Below are 25,877 nucleotides of genomic sequence, written 5' to 3'. Positions count from 1 at the left end.
ATTAAAATAAAACCATATCAGATGTAATTAAAACGCTTAATATTGATGTAATAACTGACCTAGTGTTTGCATTGCTTGTTCAAAATCTTCTGACCATGGGTAACCATAATTTAAACGAAAACAATGTCGAAAATGATGGGTTGCAGAAAAAATTGGTCCAGGTACCAAGCTAATGCCTTGAGCTAATGCATCATTAAAAAGTAAGAGTGAATCTACTTTTTCATGACATTGAACCCATAAAAAATAACCGCCATTTGGTTTGGTCACTTTCACATTTTTTGGAAAATAACGAGAAATAGCACTTAACATTGCATCTTGTTGAGACATCAACAAATAACGTAACTTACGCAGATAACGATCATATCCACCATACTCTAAATAATCAGCTATTGCCGCTTGTGCAGGTACAGAAGGAGAAATTGAACTCATTAACTTCAACTGGTTGATCTTTTGCATATAACGCCCACCAGCCACCCAACCTACTCGATACCCTGGTGCCAAGCATTTTGAAAATGAACCACAATGCATCACCAACCCCTTCTTATCAAAGCTCTTAACAGGTTTCAAAGGCTGATCATAATAAAGCTCTGCATAAACATCATCTTCAATCAAAGGGATTTGAAATTTTTCAATAAGTTCGGATAAACGCTGTTTTTTGGACTCGGACATAGAAGCCCCCATTGGATTATGTAAATTACTCATAAACCAACATGCTTTAATGGGGAGGCGCTCTAAAACATCTTCTAACACATTTAAATCAATGCCTTCACGAGGATGTACAGGGATTTCTACAGCTTTGAGTTTTAAACGTTCCAAAGATTGCAAAGTCGCATAAAATGCAGGCGCTTCAATGGCCACTAAATCATTCGGTTCAGTTACAGCTTGTAAACATAAATTGAGTGCCTCCATTGCACCATTAGTGATCACCAACTCTTCTTTATCAACAGGAACCGCATTTTTCATATAGCGAACAGCAATTTGCCTGCGTAAATGTTGATCTCCTGCGGTCATACTGCTAATAATCGCTTTTGTTGACAATTGCTTTAAACTTTTTGTCATGCTTTTACTTAACCGTTCTGAAGGAAATAAGTCTGGGCTCGGAAAAGCAGAACCAAAAGGAATAATTTGAGGATGGCGCAATAAATCCAAAACCGAAAAAACCAATTCACTGATGTTGACGTCGGTAATATGTGCGGTTTTACTGAATATCTCAGGCTCTTGCAACACATCAATCATATGATCACGAACAAAATAACCAGAGCGAGCCTTAGCCAAAATAAGCCCTTTATTTTCTAAAAAATAATAAGCCTGAAAAACAGTTGAAGGGCTGACCCGGTAAGTCTGACAAGCTTGACGCACAGATGGAATTTTATCGCCAATTTTTAATACCTCAGAACGAATCAAATTGGTGATTTCATCAGCAAGCTTTTCATAACGTTTCATTTGATTGATTTATGTTCCAAAAAAACCTAAATGACAAATTTGTCATTTATAGGTCATTAATTATTCATTTTATCCTGATTATAATGGCAAACATGATCCATTATTTTGCTTTTTTCTTTATCAGGAGAAGATACATGAGCCGCTTGTTTGTCTCAACCATTATTGCTACAGTCTTTTTGACATCACAACCCTTATTTGCAGCACCTGCACCTGTTTTAGCAACCATTCATAAAAGCCCTACTTGTGGCTGTTGTGAAGCCTATGCAGATTATTTGCAAAAAAATGGTTTTAATGTCAAAACCATTAATCACGACAATATGCGTTCAGTTCAAGTTAAACTGGGTACCAGCAAAGCACCTAGTTGCCATACTATGCAAATTGGTCAATATGTTGTAGAAGGTCATGTACCTGTTGCATCCATTCAAAAATTATTAAAAGAACAACCTGATATCAAAGGCATTGCTTTACCAGGCATGCCAGCTACCTCTCCTGGAATGGGGCCAGCGAAAAAAGGAATTTTAAAAGTGGTCAAACTCGATCATAAGGGTAATCCTCGTGGCGTGTTTTTAGTAGAATAAACATAATCTTGACAAAATAAAAGCCAGAACAAATGCTCTGGCTTTTGATTAACTAAAAGGATTTAAAAAGAGTAACGATAACCAGCATTTAACTGTACTTTATCAAATTTATTTCCAACAGAGTAATTCAGATCCATATACAGATTATGATTTTTGTTGATTTGTGTATTCACACCAATACCATTATCCCACCAATCACCATTCAGTTTATACCTAGCGTAAGTTGTTTTGCTCTGATTAAAAGTATAACCAGCTTTACCATCAAACTCTTTCATATAGCCTGTTTTTAAATACACATCAATTGGATTATTTCCTTCAACCAAAGTGTAGCCAATTATCGCACTGATACGTCCTATGGTTGAGTCAAATCCATCTAAATCGGTTTTTAAACCATTAGACGCTTCAACTGTTGCACTGTCTTGATGTGAATAAGTCAATTGTGCCTGAGGCTCTATATACCAGCCAGTTTGAGGTTGATCAAAATAAAAACGTTTGCCCGCTTCAATACCCACACTATACCCTGAAGTATTGCCACCACCTTTTACCTTGTACCCACCACCTGTTTGTGCAGTAAAATTGTTTTTCATATGAACATATTTGGCAATACCGTCAATATAAAAGCCATTATTGCCTTTGTAGGTAAGGTACATCCCAGCATGGTAACTTTTGGTATCCCCATCACCAATATCATAATTGGCATCTGCTTTGGTTGTACCGATCATCCCACCTAAGTAAAGATGACCTTGCTCCCTAATAAAAAGCTTATCCGCACCTATTTGAATACCGGTATAGTCTAAATCAAAGCCTTGTGCTACATTATCCGCAAAAGAATCCAATTTACCGGTAAAGGCTCGCGCCCATACATCTCCTTCAGAACCTTCTGATTGACGTAGTTCCCCCATGCGTTGTAGCAATGTTTGGTTTTCTATATTGCTTAACAAGTAATTAATATTCAAAATATTAATAGAATGGTCGGCTGTTTCTGTTAGAGGGGGAGTAACAGGTGGATTAACAGGAGGGTTTACTGGTGGAAAAGAACCTGCCTTTAAATACCAATGTTTCTCAGCAGTACTTAATGCGGGATCTACTTCTACTAACCCATATTTATAGGCGCCCATATCAACATAACCATTAACATTAGATAGCGTAAATTGTGCTGTCCCATCGGCAATTTCTGCAACTCGAACAATCTCATCCCCTGAGGCAGAACCAGTTGACTGATCATTAACAAATATTTTATGGTTTCCAGAAGAAGTACCTGTCACAATAATTTTATCGCTGACATTCACTAGTGATGTATTGTCAGAACTGACAATATCCGTACGCACAAAAAACTCACCATTATTGCCTTTAAGGTCTTGCATTGTTAGATTTACTTGATTAGATGCATTAATTGGTATCGTTTGGTCACCTAAATAAACCTTTGCACCAGAAACATCTAAAGTAGTCAATTCTGAACTTTTACTCATTTGCCATTTACTGTTAGTACCAGAAATAGATAAATGAATTTGCCCTTTCGCATCTGTAAGCGAACCACCCAGCCCATCTGAATAAGTATATTGGGATAAGGAGGTGTTGCCATAAAACTCAGAGCCATCATTCATTTTCAGGTTAATTAAACCTGACTCTGCCAACATATCGCCTTTTATAGAAAATTTCCCTGATTTTACTGTCGTTGTTTTATCTGCACTATTTACTCCCGTACCTGTACCAACATATAATTTATTGTCTAGGCCTGTATAAAAATTGGTTTCTTGAGAGACAATTTGAGAACCTTCTCCAAGGGTATGTAAAGCAAAAGTATTGTTTAAAGATTGATCAACAATAATGGTGGTATCACCTGTTAATTCAATTGTGCCACCTAAATTATTATAATTATTATTAGCGGTAATTTTTTTCTCTGCACGAAGAGCATCAGCACCTTGCCCTGTGGTGGTAATCGTTGTGACACCTAAAGCATCATTTGAGCTACCTTGTAACTGAATAACGCCACCTTTATTGGCATAAACAGCATAAGCATTACTTCCTTGCGTGGAGATATTGGCTCTTACACCAATAACAGCAACGACATCTGTTCCTTGTGCAGTACCATTTGTCAATACATTATCGCGATTGCCTGCAAATACAGCATAACCTATAGTATCAATATTATTACTACCATTTGCCTTGGTGCTAATTGTTGCATCTTCAGCAAGATAAGCTAAGTTATACCGACCAGCTTGTGAGGTAAGGTTAACCCGAACAGCAGTGCCTGCTTCAGATGAGACTACAGCATTTGTGCCTAATAAAATTTTTCCAGCACCAGAACCTCCACCTGGGCTTTGGGCGACATTAATAGCATCACTTGAAGTACCTATTGCAGTTAATGTAGCATTGTTACCGATACTAATAATATGGGGGCCAGATGCATCACTTGTGCCATTTGTTCTAACGGCATCAACATGCCTCCCTTTTACAGTCACACGTAAGTTATTACCAAATACAAAAGGCGCGTTATTACCATTCATTGCATAATAAATACCATTGGTATTGTTTGTCTCATTACCACCACCAATTGTTTTACTCCCAGTTGTTTCTATAGTGACGTTATTACCACAAACATTAGATGGACTCCACCCCCCGCCAAAAACAGTTGTTCCTATAATTGTTGCACCATCCCCACATGGGACATTAGCATCAGCATAAACATAATTTACGCCAAATCCGATCAATAAAGCTATATTTGCCTGTATCAAGTTCTTTTTAAATTTCATAATACGATCCTCAATGGTGCATCACCTAAATGAACACCTAATAAACACTTTGATAATATTATAAAGTTTAATTATTTTGTTTACATACAAATCATATAAAATTAAAAAATAATAATCCTTTAAAAACAATATTTTCTATATATTGAAGATATTTTTATGAAATAAAAAAATACTTTTGAACCTATAATTTAAAAATAAAATTCAAATTATATATAACAAATAACCATATAAATTTTTATCAATAAAATACAAACACTTAAAAAACGACAAAAAAAATAATAAACAATCAATATAAAAAAACTATTAAAAATTCACCAAAAGACAACACCCATGAGATAAAACCAGATAAATATTTATTTTATTTAAAAATATTAAAAAATATAATGATCTTATTTTTCCAACCAGAACCAAAAATAAATATTATATTTAAATATTATTAATAAATAATGACCAATCATATCTAGATAAATCAATTAATGTATGATGAAATTATTATCTAAAAATACGATAGAAATAAACTCCTCTAAACACCCAGGATGTATTGATTTTATATAACAATCATTTTATTAAAAATAATATATTACTTAGATTTTCCTAAAATTACTGTATATAATCATTCCTAACAACAAGGAAAAAATCATGCGCCACTATCAAGCTGTTCCCTTAGAAAAATCATATTTACTTCTGAATCATGGCCCAACGGTGTTAATTACCAGTGCAGATAAAGGCAAACAAAATGTAATGAGTGCAGCTTGGGCGATGCCTATTGATTTTTTTCCTCCTAAAATAGCTGTTGTGATCGATAAATCGGCATACAGTAGAGAGCTGATTGAACAATCAGGCCAATTTGCTTTACATGTTCCATCAAAAAAACTGGCCAACCAAACCCTCTCTGCGGGGAGTCATTGTGGTAAAAATATTGATAAATTCAGTTTACTTAATTTAAGCATACAACCAGCGCAAACCATTCAAGCACCGATTATTAATGATTGTCTTGCTGTTTTAGAATGCCAGGTTATTTTTGAACACGAAAATCAGCAAAAACATGATCTTTTTATTGCACATGTCACTGCTGCTTGGGCAAACTCAAACGTATTTGATCAAAATCGTTGGCATATACAAAGAGATACTGACAAATCCATCCACTATCAAGCGGGTGGTACTTTTTTTGCCATTGGTGAATCATTTCAAGCAGAAGATATTTTACCTAAGGATTAATACAATGAATTTTAATGCAATTATATTAAATAAAAGTGAAACCCTTCCTTTTAATGCAAGTATCGCTCAAGTTTCTCAGCAAGAATTGATGCAACAAGATGCTGATACGCTCATAAAAATTGATTACTCCACACTTAATTACAAAGACGCCTTAGCCTTAACCAATAGCAACCCAGTTGTTCGAAAATGGCCGATGATTCCAGGAATAGACGGTGTCGGAACAGTGGTTGAAAGCAAAAATAACCAGTTTCAAATTGGCCAAAAAGTGGTATTAAATGGTTGGGGGGTTGGTGAAACTCATTGGGGGTGTTTGGCTCAATATGCATACTTAAAATCAGAATGGTTGATCCCCTTACCTGCTCCAATTTCTGTTTGGCAAGCAATAGCTTTAGGTACAGCAGGTTATACTGCTGCATTATGTGTCTTAAAAATCATGCAACACGGGGTAAAACCAAACGATGGCTCTATATTAGTCACAGGCGCAACAGGTGGTGTAGGTTCTATTGCCATTGCACTATTGGCAAAAAATGGCTACCACATTACTGCAACCACAGGTAAAGCTCAAGAAAAAGCCTATTTAGAACGGCTAGGTGCCACAACCATTATTGATAGACAAGCATTCAGTCAAGCAGGTAAAGCGCTACAAAAAGAACAATGGGTGGCTGCCGTTGATGTCAGTGGTTCACATACTTTAGCCAATATCTGTGCTCAAACCTATTATGGGGGTATCGTAACTGCATGCGGTTTGGCACAAGGCTTAGATTTTCCTGCCAATGTGGCACCTTTTATTCTAAGAGGCATCACCTTAGCAGGTATAGACAGTGTCATGGCACCAAAACAAGCTCGTCTACAAGCATGGGCATTTTTAGCTGAACATTTGGATTTAACTTTATTAGATGATATTGCACAAACCATTACCCTATCTCAATCTTTTGATAAGGCCAAAAATATTATGGCAGGTCAAGTTAAAGGTCGTTTTGTTGTTGATGTCAACCAATAAACAATAAAAACTTATTGTAAAAAAGCATTCCTTTTCGAATGCTTTCTTACCCACTTCAAACAATAAAAATTTCTTCCTTCAAAAAAACTTATGCAATCACCTATTTGTGTTCTAAATTTTTTTTTCATCAAACAAAAATAATTATCATATATATAAAAATAATATTTTTTCCATAATAATAAAAAGAATTATTTCAAAAGATATATTCGTGCCCTTTTCAGCGATTAATCTTATTCTGCCAAATGATGTTGTAACTGATGTTTTTACCCAAAGGCAATCGATTAATACCTATATGGAGAAATACATTTATTGCTGCCGAACAATGGCAAAGCATATGGGCTGATATATTGGATACACCTTTACCCCATCAATCATTGGTCTATATTAATATCCCATTTTGTATCAACCATTGTGTTTTTTGTGGCTTTTATAAAAACAAATGGAAAAAACCCCAAGATTGTTCGCCCTTGTGGCTTAAACAATAGGAAGCCTACATATCAGTATTCAATACTCTCTGAACCGACTTAACAAAAAACGCTTATTTATCTAGACATGATGCCGCTCAAACAATCTTTATATTGCCCAAGATAAACAATTTATGCATCAAATTGTCACTATTCAAAGTTAATTAAAGACAAAAAAGCTGCTAAAACAGCAGCTTTTTTAATTATAAAGTCATACTTACCCTATTTTGTTTTTCAAAAAATCCAAACCACTGGCCAATAAATTTTTTGCTTCTGATAAAGTTGACTCATTACCATCCGGTGTGAGCTGATGAACAATATCAGGTAAGTATTTTGATAATGTTTCAGATGCTTCAGTAGGATTAACCCCTATTTTTGAAGCTAGATTTTGAATCGCATCTGTACCAAGAACCTGTTGAATTTGCTCAGCAGAGATAGGTAAATTTGTGCCATTGCCAATCCAAGACTGAACAATATTTTCTAAGCCGCCTTGACGAAATTTTTCTAAAAGGCCAGTCAAACCACCTTGTTGCTCCGCCCATTGTAAAATTTGAGTAAAATTGCCTTGGTCTTTTCCTAAAAGAGAGCCAAGCTGATCAAGTAGTCCCATTATTCACCGCCTTTTCTTGATAATTTGTGTGTTTATTGTATTGTACTGCTTGCTTTTTAGTATAACAAAACCTTTCTTTTTATCAAGAAAATTTTACCAATAACATAAAAACAGATAAAAAAAACTAATCAATTTATTATTTTTACTCAAAAATATTTTATTTCCCTTTTGGACAACTCTTATTTAAATCTAAAAGAAAGTGGATAAGCTCTTTTTGATCTTTGGTTTTATATCGATACTCTAATAAAACACCTTCTTTTTTCAATATATCTGACTGAGGGTTTGCACACATATTTTTTAATAATTGCCTGGCTATATCTATTTTTTGTGCTTTCACTTTTTCAATATTTTGTACATTAGAAGACAAAACATTTAAATAAGTATATTCATATTTAATAATTGGTGTTTGTGAAACATAAAAATCAACACTATCCAAACTTAAATCATTAGCTAACTTTAGAGGAAATTTATTTTCAGCCTTAATTTTGTCTACTTCTAATTGCAATTGTTGCAATGCTGAAGATAAATTAGCTGGTTGCTTAGAACCAATTGTGTTCTGTTGTTGCTCCACCCCTGTAGGCTCTGAAACAACAACATTACCTTGATCACCAATTACAGTAGAAGAACTAACCTGATTTTCTTGTTTAGGAGTCTCTTTTTGATCACAAGCGCTTACAAAAAAAAGACAAGTGACTATTAGCCCTAAAAAATTTTTATTTAAAGAATTCATTTATTTTTAGCCTCTTTAATATATCGGATCATTTAATAATGACATGCAGATAAATTTAATTTATGTTGATCAAAACTGTGTGCCTATTGTAAACATTTTTACGACATAAGGCATAAAAAAAGCATAATCCAAATGATATCTGGATTATGCTTTCTAAAAAATACAACAAACTTATAAAACCATTATAGCCTCTACTTCAACTAAAGCACCTTTTGGTAGACTAGCAACCCCAATCGCAGCTCGTGCTGGATAGGGTAAAGAAAAATATTGACTCATCACTTCATTAAACGTCGCAAAATGGCTTAAATCTGTTAAAAAAGCATTTACCTTAACTACTTTATCAAAATCTCCACCTGCCGCTTGTAAAACCGCTTGTAAATTTTTAAAAACCTGTTGTGTTTGCTGTGCAAAATCACCAGAAACAATTTCCATTGTTTCTGGGTTTAAAGGAATTTGGCCTGAGACATAAACAGTATTACCCGCTTTAACAGCTTGTGAATATGCACCAATAGCAGCAGGGGCTTTGTCTGTATGTATGATTTGTTTTGACATCTATTACTCCTTTAAAAACAGACCTAAAAGGTCATTTAAAAATTGCTTCCCTAATTTTGTAGGCTTCAATAAATCAGGCGAAGCTTCGATTAATTGTAATGTTTGTGCTTTTTGTAATTGAGGTAAAATGGCCACTAAACTTAAGCCTGTTCGCTCCTGAAATAATGATTTAGGCACTCCTTGACTCAAACGCAGCACATTGAGCATAAATTCAAAAGCCAAATCATCATATTGAATCATTTTTCTTTGTTTATTTGATAAACCTGCTTGCACACTCTGAATATACTCTTTTGGATGTTTATATCGGACAGTACGCTCAATATGCGTTGGATAACTGATCTTACCATGTGCACCTGCCCCTATGCCAATATAATCACCAAATTGCCAATAATTTATATTATGTTGGCAATAGTTTTGCTCTTTTGAGAAGGCCGATACTTCATAATGTTCAAAATCAGCTTTACCTAACTCATTGTGAACAATATCTTCTATATCTAAGGATAAATCATCTTCTGGTAAATCTTTAGGTGGAAATTGTGCAAAAGGCGTATTCGGTTCAATGGTTAAATGATAAGCGCTGATATGTTTCACGCCTAAACCAATTGCTGTTTGGACATCATACTGAGCTTGGACAACGGTTTGTTTGGGTAACGCATACATTAAATCAATATTAACTTTTTCAAATATATCTATTGCCAATGTTACCGCTTTTTTAGCTTCCTTGACATTATGTATACGACCTAAATACTGTAATTGCTCATCATGAAAACTCTGCACACCAATTGATAACCTATTGACTCCCGCCTCTTTAAATCCTACAAATTTATCTTGTTCAAAAGTACCTGGATTAGCTTCCATGGTTATTTCTGCCCCAGGTAATAATTTAATACGTGAACGAATACCATTTAACAACGTATTGATTGCATCTGCAGAAAATAAGCTAGGCGTTCCTCCTCCCAAAAATACTGTATGAACAGAGCGCCCCCAAACAAAAGGCAGCTCACTTTCTAAATCAAATAATAAATAATCTATATAGCTTTTTTCATCAAAGGTGTCTTTTTTTAATACATGAGAGTTGAAGTCACAATAAGGGCATTTTTGAATACACCATGGAAAATGAACATACAAAGATAATGGCGGCAAAGCCGCCAATATTTGCTCATGACCAGAAGCTTTATAAACGGATATCGGTTGGACAGGTAACATGAAAAGAATCTTCTGGGACAGCTAAGCCAGCACGTTCGTATAAAACGTCCATTTTATCCATAAGCATGGTTAAAGCTTGCCCTCTATGGCTTAATCTATTTTTAATTGTCGCAGAGAGCTCTGAGACAGTTTGACGATATTCTGTTAAGAAAAAATGTGGGTCATACCCAAATCCTCCGTCTCCCTTTGGCTGATCAATAAATTCTCCTTGCCAAACACCATCAGCAATAATGGGTTGAGGATCCATTGGGTTACGAACCAAAACTAAAGAACAGACATACCAAACTTCCTTATTCTCATGCTCAGCCAAAACCTGAACCAACTTCTGGTTATTTGCCTGATCTGACTTTTCTTCCCCAGCAAAGCGGGCAGACAGCACACCTGGCGCACCATTTAAAGCCGTCGCACAAATACCTGAATCATCTGCTAATGCAGGTAACCCTGTATATTCACTGGCATGCCTTGCTTTTGCTAAGGCATTTTCTAAAAAAGTAAAATGAGGCTCTGGACACTCAGGCACATTTAATTGCCCTTGTGGAATAACCTCTATTCTATATGGCTCAAAAAAAGCCTGAATTTCCCGTAATTTACCAGCATTATTACTGGCCAGAACCAATTTATCAAAAATAGGAGCGTGACTTGACATAAGGTTAAATATACTCACTTTTCATTAAAAGGATTATTCTTTTCTATATTTTGCTGTGATCTTTTATGCATCAAGGCAATCGTCATCATTTGCCCTACCACACAGATAAAAGCCATAAAAAAGCAAATGATACTTAATACAATTTGTGTTTTTAAAAAATAGGCGCCAAAACCTATAAGTAAAATAAAAAATACTGTAAAGAAAATAAGAAACAAATAACTTTTATGCATGATATTCATTAAAAATCTCCTTTAAAAACATTAAAGGAGATTTTCTCTTACCTCTTACTGTAACTCTGTTTGTAAACGACTTAATGCGGTTCTCGCTTCAGTAGATGTCATTTTCTGACCAGCATCATCTAATAAAGTAACCACTGTTGTGCCATTTGTACTTTGTACAACCTGAACACGCAACTCTTCTTTATTGGTTAACATGATGCTGTTTTTAGGTTCAGATACTTTTTTCTTTTTCCCACCAAATAAACGTTTAAAGAAACCGGGGTCTTTATCATATTGGGTTTCAACCTCATTTAATGCAGGACGTACATAATAAATACCTTCTGCTCTATTTCTATCAGTTACAGTTAACCCAACACGATCCAAAGCCAAACCAACCCTTCTCCACGCACGATCAAACTGATCATTAACGATTAAGGTATTGTCACTAACCCTTGCTCGAGCACCAGTCGGTGTTTCATTATTGGCCAACTGTTGTTGTGTAACCTGCTCATCTGCACCTAAACGAACCATAAAGCGACCTAGAAATGAAGCTTCTAACTCTGGGTCACTCGGGCGAGGTTGCCATGCAGTAGTATCTTTTCTCTCAGAGGTATAAATTTCATACAAACCTTTATGAGAAAAGAATACATCCGTTCCATTTTCTGTTTTTTCTAAGCGAACAAAAAATTTATCACGCTCAGATGTCGAATAAACAGAACCAATCCCTACTTTTTCCAATAAATTACGAAAACCGTCGTTTGGTAATTTTGCCCGATTTTCAGCCCACTCTGTCTCCATTAAACCAATTTCAGGTTCTTCATTTTTAATGACAAACCCCATTTCCTGCCAAAACACTTTCAAAATAGGCCAAATTTCTGCAGGTTGTTTGTTTTCAATAACCAACCAACGTTGACTACCATCACGCTCAATATGCATATCTTTAACAGGAGCTAAAACGCCATTGTTATAAGTCACACTTGGTTGAGTCTGTGTGCTATTGGCAGAAGCTGTGCCACTTCCAGCGGGAATGGTATAACGAGTTTGTCCCTTAGGGGTTGTTAAATCAGGAGGCATATCCAAACGAACTTCTTGCCCAGCCCCTACTGTTTGGTAATCTAATTTTGGATCTTTTTTACTACTTGAACAAGCAGCAATACTGATTACAGCTAATGTAATAAGCGTAAAACGTAACGATTTCATTTGATAATGACTTTCCTAATGATTAAATTAGTTGTGCTTGCTTCATGGCCGCGAGCACTTGAGTTTGTCCTGATTCAGATAAAGGTGTCATGGGCAAGCGCAAGGTATCCTTACATAATCCCATATGCGCCACAGCCCATTTTGCAGGGATAGGATTAGCTTCACAAAATAAGCTGCTGTGTAATCCCTGAAGTTTATTATTCAACGCCTTAGCTTGCTGTATATCACCTTTTAATGCAGCATCACACATTTGTTTCATTAATTCTGGCGCCACATTGGCTGTTACAGAAATCACACCATGTCCACCAGACAACAAAAATGCCATTGCAACACCATCTTCGCCAGTATAAATAGCAAAATTTTCAGGTGCTCGTAAGAATAAGTCACATGCTCGAGCCAAATTACCTGTTGCATCTTTAATGCCAACGATATTATCTATTTGAGCCAAACGCAATGCTGTCTCATTACTCATATCAGCCACGGTACGGCCTGGCACATTATATAAAATAATGGGCAAAGAGGTTTTTTCAGCGATTGCTTTAAAATGTTGATAGATACCTTCTTGAGTAGGTTTATTATAATAAGGCACAACAGATAAACTCATATCAGCACCCAATCTTTGGGCCTCTGAAGCCAATGCAATTGCTTCTGCTGTTGAATTACCACCAGTGCCAGCAATGACAGGAATACGCTTATTAACGTGCTTGACTGTTGCGCTAATCACATTTAAATGTTCTTCTACATTCAAGGTGGCTGACTCACCTGTTGTGCCAACTGAAACAATCGCATCAGTGCCACTTTGAATATGCCAGTCAATCAACTTATTCAAACTAGGATAATCAACCTGACCATCTTCAAGCATAGGGGTAATTATTGCAACAATACTGCCTTTAAGCATATTTCATCTACCTTTTGAATAAATGGAGGAAAAATAATGCTCCGATTGTAGCTTATTTTTTTATTGCCTCAAAGCGCAATTACTTGCTTTTACGTTTTGTAACGTTTCGGAACAAAATACTTTCTTTAATTTATTAGGCATTGACTAAAAATATATGAAGAATATTTTTATTAAAAATCACCTAATAAATCTTCTCTGGTTAATAAAAATACAAAACCATCACCTGAACTGGTTTCGAGCCAAGTAAAAGGCAAGCTAGGAAATGTTGTTTCTAATATGTCTCTGTTATGACCAATTTCAACAATTAAGACCCCTTTGGGATTTAAATAATCTGCTGCTTGAGCAATGATTTGTTTTGTTGCATCCAAACCATCCATTCCTGATCCCAAAGCGATTTCTGGTTCATGCAAATACTCATCAGGCAAACAATCAACACTAGGTGCATCAACATAAGGCGGATTACTGATAATCAAATCATATGTTTGTTCTAAGCCTTCAAACAAGTTTGTATGAATCAACTGTATTTGCTCTTCTAAAGCATAAGCCTCTATATTGATTGCCGCGACTTCCAACGCTTCTAAACTAATGTCTACTGCATCAATTTGTGCATCTGGATAATAATGGGCCAGTTGAATAGCTAAACAACCGCTTCCTGTACATAAATCCAAAGCATTATGCACCAACTCAGGAAACTCAATCCAAGGTCTTAATGATTCGCCTAAAACCTCGGAAATAAAGGATCTGGGTACAAGAACCCTCTCATCCACATAAAAATCAAACTCACCTTGCCATGCTTGATTGGTTAAGTACGCTACAGGCATATGTTTGGTCACACGTAAATAAACCAATGATAAAAGGCGTTCTTTTTCTTCTGGTAATAAGCGAGCGTCTAAATATGGTTCTAACTGATCCAAAGGCAAACCCAATGTATGCAGTAATAAATAGGCTGCTTCATCATACGCATTATTAGAACCATGTCCAAAATATAACTTAGCTTGGTTAAATTGGCTAACTGTAAAACGTAAATAATCCCTTAACGTATGCAATTGCTCTTTTGCCACTAAAAAGGTTTGATCCATAAGGCACCCCATTTATATTTAGATTAGACCATTTTGTCATTTATGATTTTTTATGTAAATCAGTCACATAGTCCACTTCTTGTGAGCTGCCCAAAAATACAGCAACACGTTGGTGTAATCCCTCAGGTTTTATCGAAAGAATATCATTTTGCCCATCAGTGGCTTTTGCTCCTGCAGCTTGGATCAATAAACTCATAGGGTTAGCTTCATACATCAAACGCAATTTACCTGCTTTTTCTGGTTCTCTATTGTCACGAGGATACATAAATATTCCACCACGCATCAATATCCGATGTACCTCTGCTACCATAGAAGCAACCCAGCGCATATTATAATTTTTATTTCTAACACCCTCTTCACCCGCTAAAAGCTCAGCGATATAAGTTTGGACCGGTTTTTGCCAATGTCGTTGATTAGACATATTAATGGCAAATTCTTTTGTTTGTGTAGGTACGATAACATTGTCTTTGGTTAATAAAAATGTATTGGTGTTTTGATCCAGAGTAAATACAAACACACCTTCCCCAAAGGTAAAGACCCACTGTGTTTGTGGACCATATAAGCAATAACCAGATGCGACTTGTTTTTGTCCATTTTGCAAAAAACTTTCGGTACATACATTGTCGCCAGCTTGGTGAGCCAGTATAGAAAAAATAGTGCCAACAGAGATATTGACATCAATATTAGAAGAGCCATCTAAGGGGTCAAATAAAACCAAATAATTGCCTTGATTATTGACGAGAATAAACTCTTCTTCTTCTTCACTGGCCAACCCTGCAACAGACTGATTTGCTTTAAGTGAGTCGACCAGAATTTGATTGGCAATCACATCCAGTTTCTTTTGTTGTTCCCCTTGAACATTACCTGTACCTGCATCCCCTAAAACACCTGCTAATGCACCTTGACGAACTTGATGATGAATTTGTGCACATGCATCCATCAAGGAAAACAATACAGAATTCAGTGCTTCAGGCACTTGGTGTTTTTGAGCGTAATCCTGTAAAAAAGACTGAAAATCTAACATAGCCATAATATCGTAAAATCCTTATCTAATCTGTGCATCCAATACAAAACGAGCTTTATTGTCTTGCTTTAATAGTTTAACCAGCACGGGTAAGCTTTCTTGTAATTGCTGTTTTAACAAAAATGGTGGGTTAATGACAAACATACCACTACCAAACATACCAAATCCATCTTGACTTTCTTCTTGAACAATCAATTGAGTATTTAAATAATGATTGGGTACGATTTTTTTTAATTGCTCAGGCAACTTTTTGCTTTCAACCCTTGATAAACAAGGATACCAAAGCAAATAACACCCTGTTGCAAAACGTTCTATTGCTTTTTTTAGCGTTTGCACAACCTTGATGTAATCTGTTTTTTCTTCATATGGTGGGTCAATTAATATAACTGAACGACGAGGAGCTGGTGGTAGAATCCGAATAACGCCTTCAAAACCATCTTCTACTTTAATCTGAACCCTACGCCCAGCTGAGCGAAAAGCATCAATCAAAAAGACACTATCTGTTGGATGTAATTCAAACAAACGTAAAGAATCTGTTTTTCTAACCAAATGATCTGCTATTTTAGGGGAACCTGGATAGTAAGAAGCATTATTTTGTTGCGTTTGCTCAATTAAATCAACAAAGTGTTTTAAAGTGGATGGTAACTCTTGATAATGCTGCTGTAACAAATGAAAACCTGTTAAGTATTCAGTTGTTTTTTGAGCATATTCAGAATTTAGGTCATATTGCCCAGCACCTGCATGAGTATCAATATACCAGTATGGTTTATCTTTTTGGTTGAAGTAATCAAGCGTTAAAGTCAATACAAAATGTTTCAAAACATCTGCATGATTGGCCGCATGAAAAGCATGGCGATAACTTAGCATCACAAAAAAAAGCAATAAAACATTCATTGTACTTTAATAAATCAAAAAACCAAACACATTTGCGTATAAAAGCTCAGAACAAAAGACACTTTAATTATTGTTTGGTAGTAAGATTGCCTTGTTTACGTTAGAATTCGCCTTTATTTTCATATTTTTGAGTTGTATTCAGTATGACGATCACACAAAATATTATGGTAGAAATTGTCATGGCTCTTGCCAATGAACAAAAACAGATATTACTTGAAGTACCATTAGGTACCACAGCATTAGAAGCAGTCAAACAATCAGGTTTACTGACCCCCTCTCAAATTTCTGCAACCTTATCATTAGGAATATACAGTAAAAAAACGACACCAGATACGCTATTAAAACATTTAGATAGAGTAGAAATTTATCGTCCTTTAATTGCAGATCCAAAAGAAACTCGTCGCAAACGAGCACAAAGAACAAAAAAGGAAGCATGATATGTCAAAAATCAAATTAATTGTTGGACTAGGCAATCCTGGCACTGAATATGCACAAACACGTCATAATGCAGGCTTTTGGTTATTGGATGAATTGGCATATAAATGGCAAGCCTCATTTAAACAAGAAAATAAATTTCACGCAGAAGTTGCCAAAGCCTCCCTATCAACTGGTGACATTTGGCTTTTAAAACCACAAACCTTTATGAATCGTTCTGGTATTTCTGTCGCAGCATTGGCGCTATTTTATAAAATAGCGCCAGATGAAATTTTAGTGGTACATGATGAACTGGATATCCCTCCTGCAGCAGTAAAACTCAAACAAGGAGGAAGTAATGGTGGACATAATGGCTTAAAAGATATCCAAGCAAAATTAGGCACACCAAATTTTTGGCGTTTACGCCTTGGTATAGGTCACCCTGGGGATAAAAATTTGGTTGTCGCTTATGTATTAAAAAAAGCACCTAAAACAGAGCAGGAGTTAATAGATACTGGTATCAATAATGCTTTGGCTATTTTTCCTTTATTACTCAAAGATGACTTTGCCATGGCCACTCAAGAACTTCATAGCAAAAAATGAACCTTATAAACAAAAAAAAACCAATTATTTATTTAAGCTTAGCTACATTATTAACCATAATCAGTATTATGTGTTTTTATTGGCTTAAAACAGAATATAAATATCAAGAAGCCCAAAACGTTACAGAAGCTTTTTTATCCACAATACAGCAAAATAATTATGAGCAAGCCTGGCACCTTACTCTGGGTAAAAAAAGCTTACTTGGTAATGACTTTATCTCTTTTCAAAGAAACATGAACCGCCAATTATGTACGAACAAAAAACTTACTATTACAAGCTCACACCCTTATCAATCAAACGGTAATCGTTTACGTCGTTTGCTTACCAACAAAACAATAGACATGCCATCTATTGGCTTTCGTTTACGTTCAACAGAAACGCCTAGCTGTCTTATTTCCATAGAAATGCGCCAAAATGCCAAAGGAGAATGGCGCATTTACAACTTTCAATCTACAGCAGGATAACGATATAAAAACAAGAGTACTCAAATAACCCCTATTGAGCGGTATAGCCACCATCAACCAATAAAGTTGTTCCATTAACAAAAGAAGCCTGATCACTGGCTAAAAACAACACCACATTAGCTACTTCTTCAGCCTTGCCTAGTCTTCCTTGTGGATGCAACCTAATCAACTCTTCTTTAGCCTGTATTGGTATGTCTTTTAATAAAGGTGTGTCTATATAGCCTGGGCACACAGCATTCACTCGTATATTATTTTTTGCATAATCTATTGCTAATGTTTGAGTCAATAGTTTCACGGCACCTTTTGCTGCAGCATAAGCAGTAACAGAAGATTTACCCACAAAACTATGTATCGAACCACAGTTTACAATTGATCCGCCAAATTCTTGTTTTAACATTTGTTCAATAACATATTTATCCGACAAAAAAACACCATTTAAATTAACATCAATAACCTTTTGCCAATCTTGCAAAGTCATCTCAGAAATTTTCTTTGCCTGCCCAATGCCTGCATTAGCAAATAAAACATCTATTCGACCAAATTTCTGTACAACCTTTTCAACCATATTTTGGGTATCAACTTCATTAGTAACATCAACTTTAACAAATAAACTTTCATGTCCATTATTATTTAATTGATCTGCCAATAATTGACCTTTTTCTGAAAAATCGGCAATAACTGTTTTTGCCCCTTCAGATGCAAATGCTTTTACTGTTGCCTCACCGATACCACTAGAGCCACCAGTGACAATAACCACTTTGTCTTGAAATTTCATTCTTATTCTCCTTATAAATCCATCTGTAACTGATATTTTATCGCTATTTTTAAAATAACATAAAAATAGCCACTCTATTGTATAGAGTGGCTATTTTTATCATAAGTTCGGTCTAAATTAAATTTGATGGGCACAACCTGATACAAGCTCTTTTAACTCTTTAGGTTTTAACAATTTAATGTGTTTATGATTTACTTCAATCCAACCATCATTCTGAAATTTAGATAATGTACGGCTAACTGTTTCCAGTTTTAAGCCTAAATAGCTGCCTATTTCTTCACGGGTCATCCGCAACACAAAATCATTTGCAGCAAAACCACGAGAATACAAGCGCTGAGAAATATTTAATAAGAACGCAGCCAATCTTTCTTCTGCTTTCATATTACCCAAAAGAAGCATAACCCCTTGGTCTCTAACGATTTCTCGGCTCATCAATCGATAAAAATGGGTTTGTAAAGAAGGAATCACTCGACCAATTTCTTCTAAACGCGCAAAAGGTAATTCACATACTTCGCTGTCTTCTAAAGCAATCGCATCACAACCGTGATGGTTTGAAGAAATACCATCCAAACCGACCAAATCACCAGACATATAAAAGCCAGTTACTTGCTCACGCCCATCCTGACTTGAAACACAAGCCTTTAAAAAACCTGTTCTTATGGCGTATAAAGATTTAAACTCTTCTCCACTGCGATAGAGATATTCCCCCCGTTTAACAACTCTACTTTGACGAATGACAGCATCCAATTGCTCAACTTCATCACGGTTCAACCCTACAGGCAAACATAACTCACGTAAGCTGCAGCTTGAACAAAGTGTGCGAAGTGGTTTTAGGTGTGGCGTATTGCTCATATATATTTTAACGCTTGTTATTTATGAAATATTTCATAATAATTGACGATAGTCAAAATAAAACTAGACCGCTTGTGTCATTCTAACAAACTAAAAAAATTTAATCCACACTTATTACACGAGAAGACCTTTTGATTTATGGACTCTATTCAAAAAAACTTACCAGATACGGTAGAGTTTGATCGAGCTTTAATAGAAAAACTTGCTGGATCAGGCCCACGTTACACATCATATCCTACCGCTGATCGTTTCAATCAAGCTTTTACCAGTACTGATTATCAAAAGAAACTAGAACAAAGAACCATTGGTGCATTACATAAACCATTGTCTGTTTATATACATGTTCCTTTTTGCAACACTATTTGTTACTACTGTGGTTGTAACAAAATCATCACAAAAAACAAATCGCTTGCAGATGTCTACCTAGACTATCTAGAAAAAGAACTTAAAATGGTCACCAATATCATTGGCAAAAAAGAGCCATTGATGCAATTACATTTTGGTGGTGGCACCCCTACTTTCTTTAGTGATAAACAATTTACTCGCATCATCGGCCTATTAAAGGAACATTTCGAATTTCTTGCTCATGGGGAGTACAGTATCGAAATAGATCCTCGTAAAATTGGGTCCGATACAGTACAACATTTAGGGCAGCTTGGTTTTAATAGAATGAGTGTTGGAATACAAGATTTTAATCACTCAGTACAAGAAGCAGTCAATCGTGTGCAAAGCGTTGAAGAAACAGCCACTGTTATTGACGCAGCTCGTGCAGCACAATTCAAATCAATCAGTGTCGATTTAATTTATGGTTTACCTTTGCAAAGTAGTAAATCAGTAGCACAAACACTGGATACTGTTTTGTCTTTAGAACCTGACCGTATTGCTCTATATAATTATGCTCACTTACCTACTTTATTTATGCCGCAACGTCGAATTAACGAGGCAGATTTACCCAGTGCCTCTGAAAAATTAGACATATTACAAAACTCTGTTCAAACATTAACAGATAAAGGCTATATTTTTATTGGTATGGATCACTTTGCCAAACCGAATGACGAACTATCTGTTGCATTACGTCAAGGTCGCTTACACCGAAACTTCCAAGGCTACTCCACCCATTCAGACTGTGACTTAATTGGTTTAGGTGTATCCAGTATTGGTCAAATCGGTGCCAGTTACACACAAAATGAAAAAGAATTGGATCATTACTATCAAGCAATTGATGAAGGACGTTTACCCGTTATGCGTGGTCTGACTTTAAATAAAGATGACCTATTACGCCGAAACATTATCCAAGCGCTCATGTGTCAATTTTCTTTATGTTTTAGTGTCTATGAAGAACTGTACCAAATTCAGTTCCAGCAATATTTTTCCGAAGAAATGGTTAAACTAAAAGAACTGGAACAACTTGGCTTATTAAGCATGGACAAACACAGCATTGTCATCAAACCAAAAGGTCGTTTTTTAATTCGCAATATTGCGATGGTTTTTGACCAATATCTTCGCACTAAACCTAAACAAGCCAATTACTCAAAAACCATTTAAACATCAACAAAGCTCTATACTAAATCAGTATAGAGCTTTCTTTAAAATTCCCATAATATTTGTACTCTTTTTCCCCAACAACAATTCACTTTTAGCCAGAAAACAAGCATCTTGTATAACAAGGTAAAATACAATACTATGAAACAGTAAAACTTAAGAGTATTTGTATCAATTAATAACATATTCGAAAAATAATAATCCACACAAAGGAGTAAATCATGGCTTACCAAAGTATTAACCCCTACAACTCAGAAGTATTAAAATCCTTTGACTCTTTAACAGATGAACAAGTCAGCCAAGCTTTAAATACTGCGCATCATTGTTATCAAGACAATTGGTCAAAAAAAAGTATTTCAGAGCGTTGTGCCATACTCAAAAAAGCAGCACAACTTATGCTTGAACAAGTAGATGACTTGGCAAAACTCATTACATTAGAAATGGGTAAACGCATTAAAGAGAGCGAAGGAGAAGTTAAAATCTCTGCAGCTATTTTAGATTATTATGCAACTCATGCACAAACGTTCTTACAACCCAAATTAATTAAAGAAACCGCAGAAGAGTCAGCATGGATCGAAAACCACCCAATTGGTGTTTTGGTGGCAGTGGAACCATGGAACTACCCTTACTATCAATTGGCCAGAATTGCTGCCCCAAACCTTGCTTGTGGCAATACTTTGTTAGTCAAACATGCTCATAACGTGCCACAATGTGCGTTAGCATTTGAAAAAATATTACATGATGCAGGTTTACCTAAAGGAGCCTATACCAATATTTTTGCAAATAGCGCCCAAGTGGCCAAATTGATTCAAGACCCTCGTACTCGCGGTGTTGCTCTTACTGGTTCAGAAAAAGCCGGTCAAGCTTTAGCCATGGAAGCAGGCAAAAACTTAAAAAAATCGACTATGGAATTAGGCGGTAGTGACCCATTTATTGTATTGGAAGATTGCGACCTTGATCTGGCTGTCAATATGGCGGTTCCTGGACGAATGAGTAACAGTGGACAGGTTTGTTGTGGATCTAAACGATTTATTGTTGCTAAAAAAATCGCTGATCAATTTTTAAATGCTTTTCGTGAACGTTTAAAAGTGTTCCAACCAGGTGACCCACTTGACCCACAAACCAATATGGCCCCTCTCAGTTCCCAAGAAGCCTTATCTCAGTTAGAAGAACAAGTAGCCACAGCAGTCAAACATGGTGCAAAAGTATTACTAGGTGGTAAACGTTGTGAGCATGTTGGTGCCTTTATGCAACCAACTATTCTTGGTGACATAACTGAAGAGAACCCTGTTTTTTATCAGGAATTTTTTGGTCCTGTTGCATTATTTTTTGTCGTTAAAAACGAAGATGAAGCCATTAAACTGGCCAACAACTCTCCTTATGGCTTAGGTGGATCGGTATTCACACAAGATATTACCCGTGGCAATCGTGTAGCCTCTCAATTAGATACGGGTATGGTTGCAGTAAATGGCTTAGTTGACTCTTCACCAGAGCTACCATTTGGCGGAGTCAAAAACTCAGGTTATGGAAAAGAACTCTCAGATATGGGCATTAAAGAATTCCTAAACCAAAAACTTATTGTCTCTCCTAAAAAAACAATTTAAAATTTATTTAAATTGTTAAAGCTGGGTATTTTATCATGCCCAGCTTATATTTATACCTCGCTTAAATACGTAAAATGCCTCTATTATGACTGCCTCAATAAAATTGATTCATATACTTATTGTAAAAAGTCTCATTATTAAATCATGAACCATGTTCAAATAAACTATTTTTATTTACAATAAGCAACCTATGAAAAAACTGCTTTACTCTTTTTATCAGAATATATGTACCATTAAAACTGAGTTTAAAAAACCAGGAGACTTTACTTGTCCAAGTCATGATGTGTGTTGTCCTGATTGTGGACATACTGTTTGTTTACCTGAGATTAGAAATGGTCAAAATGCTCATTGCCCAATTTGTCACCACCAACTGATCAGTATTTCGTATAGCCCCTATTTAAGTCCAATTGCCTTTTCAACGGCAGCGTTAATATTTATGTTTCTCAGTTTTTGCTTTACCTTTATGGGGGTTCAAGTTGGAGCTGCAAGTTTCTATTTATCTTTACCTGAAGCGGCAGGTTTACTTTTTAAAGATGAATATGATTTTTTAGCGAATATATTGTTGATTTTCTTATTTGCCGCACCATTGATGTTTTTATTATCCAATTTATTTGTTTACCATAGTTTGTATTTTAAACATGATACTCAATATTTAGATAAATTTATGTTCTTAGTCGTCAAAATCAAGCCTTGGGTTATGATTGATATTTTTGTGATTAGTGTTTTTGTGGCTATGGTCAAAATTAGAAGCGTCGCTGACATGCATTTTGGATTATCATTTTGGGCGTTAATCTGTTTTTCTCTTTGTTTGGTCAGAAGCAGTATTTTTGTCCACCCTCATTGGTTATACTTTCAATTAAAACAATTAAAAACACCAGACTTTCAACCACATAAAGCAGAAAATCACGCTTTAGCATGTAAAGAATGCTTCTTTTTTAATGATGCGACGCAAAAAACATGTACAGTATGTCATCACTCCTTGAGAAAAAGAGCGCCTAAAAGTATTCAAATTACGTTGGCTTTACTTATATCTGCCATTATTCTTTATTTTCCTGCAAATCTCTTTCCCATGATGATCACCATCACACCATTTAACTATATTGCCACTAATATTTTAGAAGGCATTATTTATATGTGGAATAATGATTCCAAATTTATTGCTGCTGTTATTTTTAGTGCCAGTTTAATGGTTCCTTTAGTCAAAATGGTGGCAATTGTGATTTTATTAATTAGTGCTAAAATCAAACCACTTGCGCCAGCTTTAGTTTTAACAAAACTTTATAGAATCATTGAGTTTATTGGACGCTGGTCTATGGTAGATGTATTTGTGGTTGTATTAATGGTGACTTTGGTTCAAATTCCCGGTGCAAAAGTATTGCCTGGAGAAGCTGTAATGTACTTTTGTGCAGTTGTTGTTCTTAGTATGATTGCTGTCACAAAATTTGATATACGCCTTGTTTGGGATAAAATAGTCAAAGATAAATAGAAAGTTAAAATGGCTGAAAGTAAAAAAGCAATTGTGTCTCCAAATCGTTTGGTCTCTTTAGTGTGGCTAGTACCTGTTATTGCACTTTTTATAGGTATATGGATGCTTATTGAAACAGTCCAACAAAGGGGGCCTGAAATTACCCTATATATGGACAGTGCAGAAGGCATTGAAGTAAATAAAACCGTCATTAGGGTACTCAGTGTGGAAGTGGGTAGAGTAACAGAAATTCGTTTAAATAAGGCAGAAAATGGGGTAGAAGTTATTGCCCGTTTAAATGCAGACAGCGAAAATTTACTTAAAACAGATACTCAGTTTTGGGTAGTGAAGCCACGTATAGACCAAGGAGGCATAACAGGTTTAGGCACATTATTGTCTGGTGCTTATATTGAATTTAGCCCCGGGCACAGCCAAACTCCTTCTCGTGCATTTACTGTTTTAGCCTCCCCCCCAATTACAGCCTCTAATAAATCAGGTCTAAGGCTACAATTAGAAAGCCAAGCCAGTAAACTGATTCCCGTTGGTAACCCCGTTCTTTATCGAGATGTTATTGTTGGTAGAATTGAAGTTGCTCAATTTAACCCAAAAGACAAAAAAGTACACTATCAAATTTTCATTGATAAGCCATACGATCAGTTGGTTAAAAGTAATATGCGCTTTTGGATCACCAGTGGTATTGATATCCAAACAACACCAGAAGGCTTAAAACTTCGCTCTGGTGCATTACCTACCCTTTTAGGTGGAGGCATCAGCTTTGGTCTTCCTGAGGGACAAAATGAAGGAAGTGCCGTACAACAAAATGCACGCTTTGTGTTATTTGCTGATGTAGATCGTGTCAAACAATCACCCTCTGAGCGCTCGATTTATTATGTGGTGTTTTTTGACCAATCAATACGTGGTTTAGCACCCGACTCCCCTGTAGAATTCCAAGGCATTCGTGTCGGCTCAGTAGTACAATTACCTTATTTTGAAAAAGATAAAAGCCTACACATGCTCCAAGAGCGCTCTATTCCTGTATTAATTCGTTTAGAACCAGACAGAATGGAAATTAATGCACAAACTCAAAGTGAAGTTTTTTGGAAAGAACAAATTCAAAACTCAATCAAAAAAGGACTTGTCGCAAAGCTACAAAGTAATAGTTTACTGACAGGAACATTATTTATTGATTTGTCTCTTTCTGATACAACGACGCAGCATTCTGCCCTTGCCCAATATAACCAATTACCTGTTATTCCATCACAAGGAGCAGGACTTGCTAAATTAGAAGATCAAATTAGTGCACTATTAAACAAACTCAATAGTCTTCCTTTAGAAAGTTCTGTTCAAGAGTTAAATGGAACATTAAAAGAAGTCCACCAATTAACAGCATCACTAAACAAAATTGCCAGTCAATCAGAGACACAAAATTTACCTAATGAGTTAAATAAAACCTTAAGAAGTTTACAATCAACATTAAAAGGGGTTTCTCCTGACTCACCAATTTATAGTGAAATAAAGGACACGTTAAACACATTAAACCAAACATTGGATCAGGTTCAACCCGTTGTACGTACTTTAAATGAACAACCAAATGCACTTATTTTTAATAAAAGTGTAAAAGACCCGATTCCAAAAGGGAAATAAA

The 25,877-nt window shown here is 35.8% G+C and carries 25 protein-coding genes; 10 read left to right on the top strand and 15 right to left on the bottom strand.

Annotation, left to right across the window (positions count from 1 at the left end):
- Positions 1 to 36: 36 nt before the first annotated feature.
- Entirely contained in the window at positions 37 to 1,443 is a 1,407-nt protein-coding gene (locus AADH04_RS13725; RefSeq protein ID WP_434777835.1) for a PLP-dependent aminotransferase family protein, read from the bottom strand.
- 134 nt (positions 1,444 to 1,577) lie between these two features.
- Between AADH04_RS13725 and AADH04_RS13720 the strand changes: the two genes are divergently transcribed.
- Complete coding sequence (locus tag AADH04_RS13720) at positions 1,578 to 2,021, top strand: DUF411 domain-containing protein (protein ID WP_434777834.1); 444 nt, start codon at positions 1,578 to 1,580, stop codon at positions 2,019 to 2,021.
- 62 nt (positions 2,022 to 2,083) lie between these two features.
- On the opposite strand, the gene AADH04_RS13715 is transcribed toward AADH04_RS13720, so the two are convergent.
- Positions 2,084 to 4,774 (bottom strand): autotransporter outer membrane beta-barrel domain-containing protein, encoded by a 2,691-nt coding sequence (locus tag AADH04_RS13715; protein WP_434777833.1) that lies wholly within the window; start codon positions 4,772 to 4,774, stop codon positions 2,084 to 2,086.
- Between the two features lie 639 nt (positions 4,775 to 5,413).
- Between AADH04_RS13715 and AADH04_RS13710 the strand changes: the two genes are divergently transcribed.
- Positions 5,414 to 5,992 carry a flavin reductase family protein gene (locus AADH04_RS13710; RefSeq protein ID WP_434777832.1) on the top strand — a complete coding sequence of 193 codons (579 nt, stop codon included), beginning with the start codon at positions 5,414 to 5,416 and terminating at the stop codon, positions 5,990 to 5,992.
- A 4-nt stretch (positions 5,993 to 5,996) separates the two neighbouring features.
- Positions 5,997 to 6,992: an acrylyl-CoA reductase (NADPH) gene (gene acuI / locus AADH04_RS13705; RefSeq protein ID WP_434777831.1), complete on the top strand. Its 996-nt coding sequence runs from the start codon at positions 5,997 to 5,999 to the stop codon at positions 6,990 to 6,992.
- Between the two features lie 681 nt (positions 6,993 to 7,673).
- On the opposite strand, the gene AADH04_RS13700 is transcribed toward acuI, so the two are convergent.
- The 11 genes from AADH04_RS13700 to AADH04_RS13650 form a co-directional block, all read right to left on the bottom strand.
- Positions 7,674 to 8,066, bottom strand: a complete 393-nt coding sequence (locus tag AADH04_RS13700; protein WP_434777830.1) for a YidB family protein — start codon at positions 8,064 to 8,066, stop codon at positions 7,674 to 7,676.
- A gap of 157 nt (positions 8,067 to 8,223) precedes the next feature.
- On the bottom strand, positions 8,224 to 8,796 hold the full coding sequence (locus tag AADH04_RS13695) for a hypothetical protein (RefSeq protein WP_434777829.1): 573 nt from the start codon (positions 8,794 to 8,796) through the stop codon (positions 8,224 to 8,226).
- Between the two features lie 171 nt (positions 8,797 to 8,967).
- Positions 8,968 to 9,348: a RidA family protein gene (locus AADH04_RS13690; RefSeq protein ID WP_434777828.1), complete on the bottom strand. Its 381-nt coding sequence runs from the start codon at positions 9,346 to 9,348 to the stop codon at positions 8,968 to 8,970.
- 3 nt (positions 9,349 to 9,351) lie between these two features.
- Positions 9,352 to 10,554, bottom strand: coding sequence for a radical SAM family heme chaperone HemW (gene hemW, locus AADH04_RS13685; RefSeq protein ID WP_434777827.1), 1,203 nt, complete (start codon positions 10,552 to 10,554; stop codon positions 9,352 to 9,354).
- Positions 10,523 to 11,182 (bottom strand): RdgB/HAM1 family non-canonical purine NTP pyrophosphatase, encoded by a 660-nt coding sequence (gene rdgB / locus AADH04_RS13680; RefSeq protein WP_434779856.1) that lies wholly within the window; start codon positions 11,180 to 11,182, stop codon positions 10,523 to 10,525. The genes hemW and rdgB overlap by 32 nt, the downstream gene beginning before the upstream one ends.
- A gap of 32 nt (positions 11,183 to 11,214) precedes the next feature.
- Positions 11,215 to 11,439, bottom strand: coding sequence for a hypothetical protein (locus AADH04_RS13675; protein WP_434777826.1), 225 nt, complete (start codon positions 11,437 to 11,439; stop codon positions 11,215 to 11,217).
- Positions 11,440 to 11,484: 45 nt separating this feature from the next.
- Positions 11,485 to 12,618, bottom strand: a complete 1,134-nt coding sequence (bamC, locus tag AADH04_RS13670; RefSeq protein WP_434777825.1) for an outer membrane protein assembly factor BamC — start codon at positions 12,616 to 12,618, stop codon at positions 11,485 to 11,487.
- Between the two features lie 22 nt (positions 12,619 to 12,640).
- Positions 12,641 to 13,516: a 4-hydroxy-tetrahydrodipicolinate synthase gene (dapA, locus tag AADH04_RS13665; RefSeq protein ID WP_434777824.1), complete on the bottom strand. Its 876-nt coding sequence runs from the start codon at positions 13,514 to 13,516 to the stop codon at positions 12,641 to 12,643.
- 170 nt (positions 13,517 to 13,686) lie between these two features.
- Positions 13,687 to 14,595, bottom strand: coding sequence for a 50S ribosomal protein L3 N(5)-glutamine methyltransferase (gene prmB, locus AADH04_RS13660; RefSeq protein WP_434777823.1), 909 nt, complete (start codon positions 14,593 to 14,595; stop codon positions 13,687 to 13,689).
- Positions 14,596 to 14,635: 40 nt separating this feature from the next.
- Positions 14,636 to 15,619, bottom strand: a complete 984-nt coding sequence (locus AADH04_RS13655; RefSeq protein ID WP_434779855.1) for a class 1 fructose-bisphosphatase — start codon at positions 15,617 to 15,619, stop codon at positions 14,636 to 14,638.
- 21 nt (positions 15,620 to 15,640) lie between these two features.
- Entirely contained in the window at positions 15,641 to 16,486 is an 846-nt protein-coding gene (locus AADH04_RS13650; protein ID WP_434779854.1) for a 23S rRNA (adenine(2030)-N(6))-methyltransferase RlmJ, read from the bottom strand.
- 170 nt (positions 16,487 to 16,656) lie between these two features.
- Here AADH04_RS13650 and AADH04_RS13645 point away from each other — a divergent pair, with 170 nt between their 5' ends.
- From AADH04_RS13645 to AADH04_RS13635, 3 genes are read left to right on the top strand one after another with little or no spacing between them, the layout of a single operon-like run.
- Positions 16,657 to 16,950, top strand: coding sequence for an RnfH family protein (locus tag AADH04_RS13645; RefSeq protein ID WP_434777822.1), 294 nt, complete (start codon positions 16,657 to 16,659; stop codon positions 16,948 to 16,950).
- 1 nt (position 16,951) lies between these two features.
- Positions 16,952 to 17,530 carry an aminoacyl-tRNA hydrolase gene (pth, locus tag AADH04_RS13640; RefSeq protein ID WP_434777821.1) on the top strand — a complete coding sequence of 193 codons (579 nt, stop codon included), beginning with the start codon at positions 16,952 to 16,954 and terminating at the stop codon, positions 17,528 to 17,530.
- Complete coding sequence (locus AADH04_RS13635; RefSeq protein WP_434777820.1) at positions 17,527 to 17,994, top strand: hypothetical protein; 468 nt, start codon at positions 17,527 to 17,529, stop codon at positions 17,992 to 17,994. Before pth ends, AADH04_RS13635 begins: the two co-directional genes overlap by 4 nt.
- A gap of 31 nt (positions 17,995 to 18,025) precedes the next feature.
- On the opposite strand, the gene AADH04_RS13630 is transcribed toward AADH04_RS13635, so the two are convergent.
- Positions 18,026 to 18,769 (bottom strand): SDR family NAD(P)-dependent oxidoreductase, encoded by a 744-nt coding sequence (locus AADH04_RS13630; RefSeq protein ID WP_434777819.1) that lies wholly within the window; start codon positions 18,767 to 18,769, stop codon positions 18,026 to 18,028.
- Positions 18,770 to 18,886: 117 nt separating this feature from the next.
- Positions 18,887 to 19,621, bottom strand: a complete 735-nt coding sequence (gene fnr / locus AADH04_RS13625; RefSeq protein WP_434777818.1) for a fumarate/nitrate reduction transcriptional regulator Fnr — start codon at positions 19,619 to 19,621, stop codon at positions 18,887 to 18,889.
- A gap of 138 nt (positions 19,622 to 19,759) precedes the next feature.
- On the opposite strand from fnr, the gene hemN reads away from it, so the two are divergent.
- The 4 genes from hemN (at position 19,760) to pqiB (ending at position 25,876) form a co-directional block, all read left to right on the top strand.
- Complete coding sequence (gene hemN, locus AADH04_RS13620; protein ID WP_434777817.1) at positions 19,760 to 21,166, top strand: oxygen-independent coproporphyrinogen III oxidase; 1,407 nt, start codon at positions 19,760 to 19,762, stop codon at positions 21,164 to 21,166.
- A 218-nt stretch (positions 21,167 to 21,384) separates the two neighbouring features.
- On the top strand, positions 21,385 to 22,767 hold the full coding sequence (locus AADH04_RS13615) for an NAD-dependent succinate-semialdehyde dehydrogenase (RefSeq protein WP_434777816.1): 1,383 nt from the start codon (positions 21,385 to 21,387) through the stop codon (positions 22,765 to 22,767).
- Between the two features lie 190 nt (positions 22,768 to 22,957).
- A complete protein-coding gene (locus tag AADH04_RS13610) occupies positions 22,958 to 24,253 on the top strand; it encodes a PqiA/YebS family transporter subunit (protein ID WP_434777815.1) in 1,296 nt (431 codons plus the stop codon).
- A 9-nt stretch (positions 24,254 to 24,262) separates the two neighbouring features.
- On the top strand, positions 24,263 to 25,876 hold the full coding sequence (gene pqiB, locus AADH04_RS13605; protein WP_434777814.1) for an intermembrane transport protein PqiB: 1,614 nt from the start codon (positions 24,263 to 24,265) through the stop codon (positions 25,874 to 25,876).
- The last annotated feature ends 1 nt before the right edge of the window (position 25,877 follow it).

This window comes from Neisseria sp. Ec49-e6-T10 (assembly GCF_051132615.1).
GTDB lineage: Bacteria > Pseudomonadota > Gammaproteobacteria > Burkholderiales > Neisseriaceae.
Note: the sequence above shows the minus strand (reverse complement) of the source record. Positions and strands in the feature narration are given on the sequence as shown.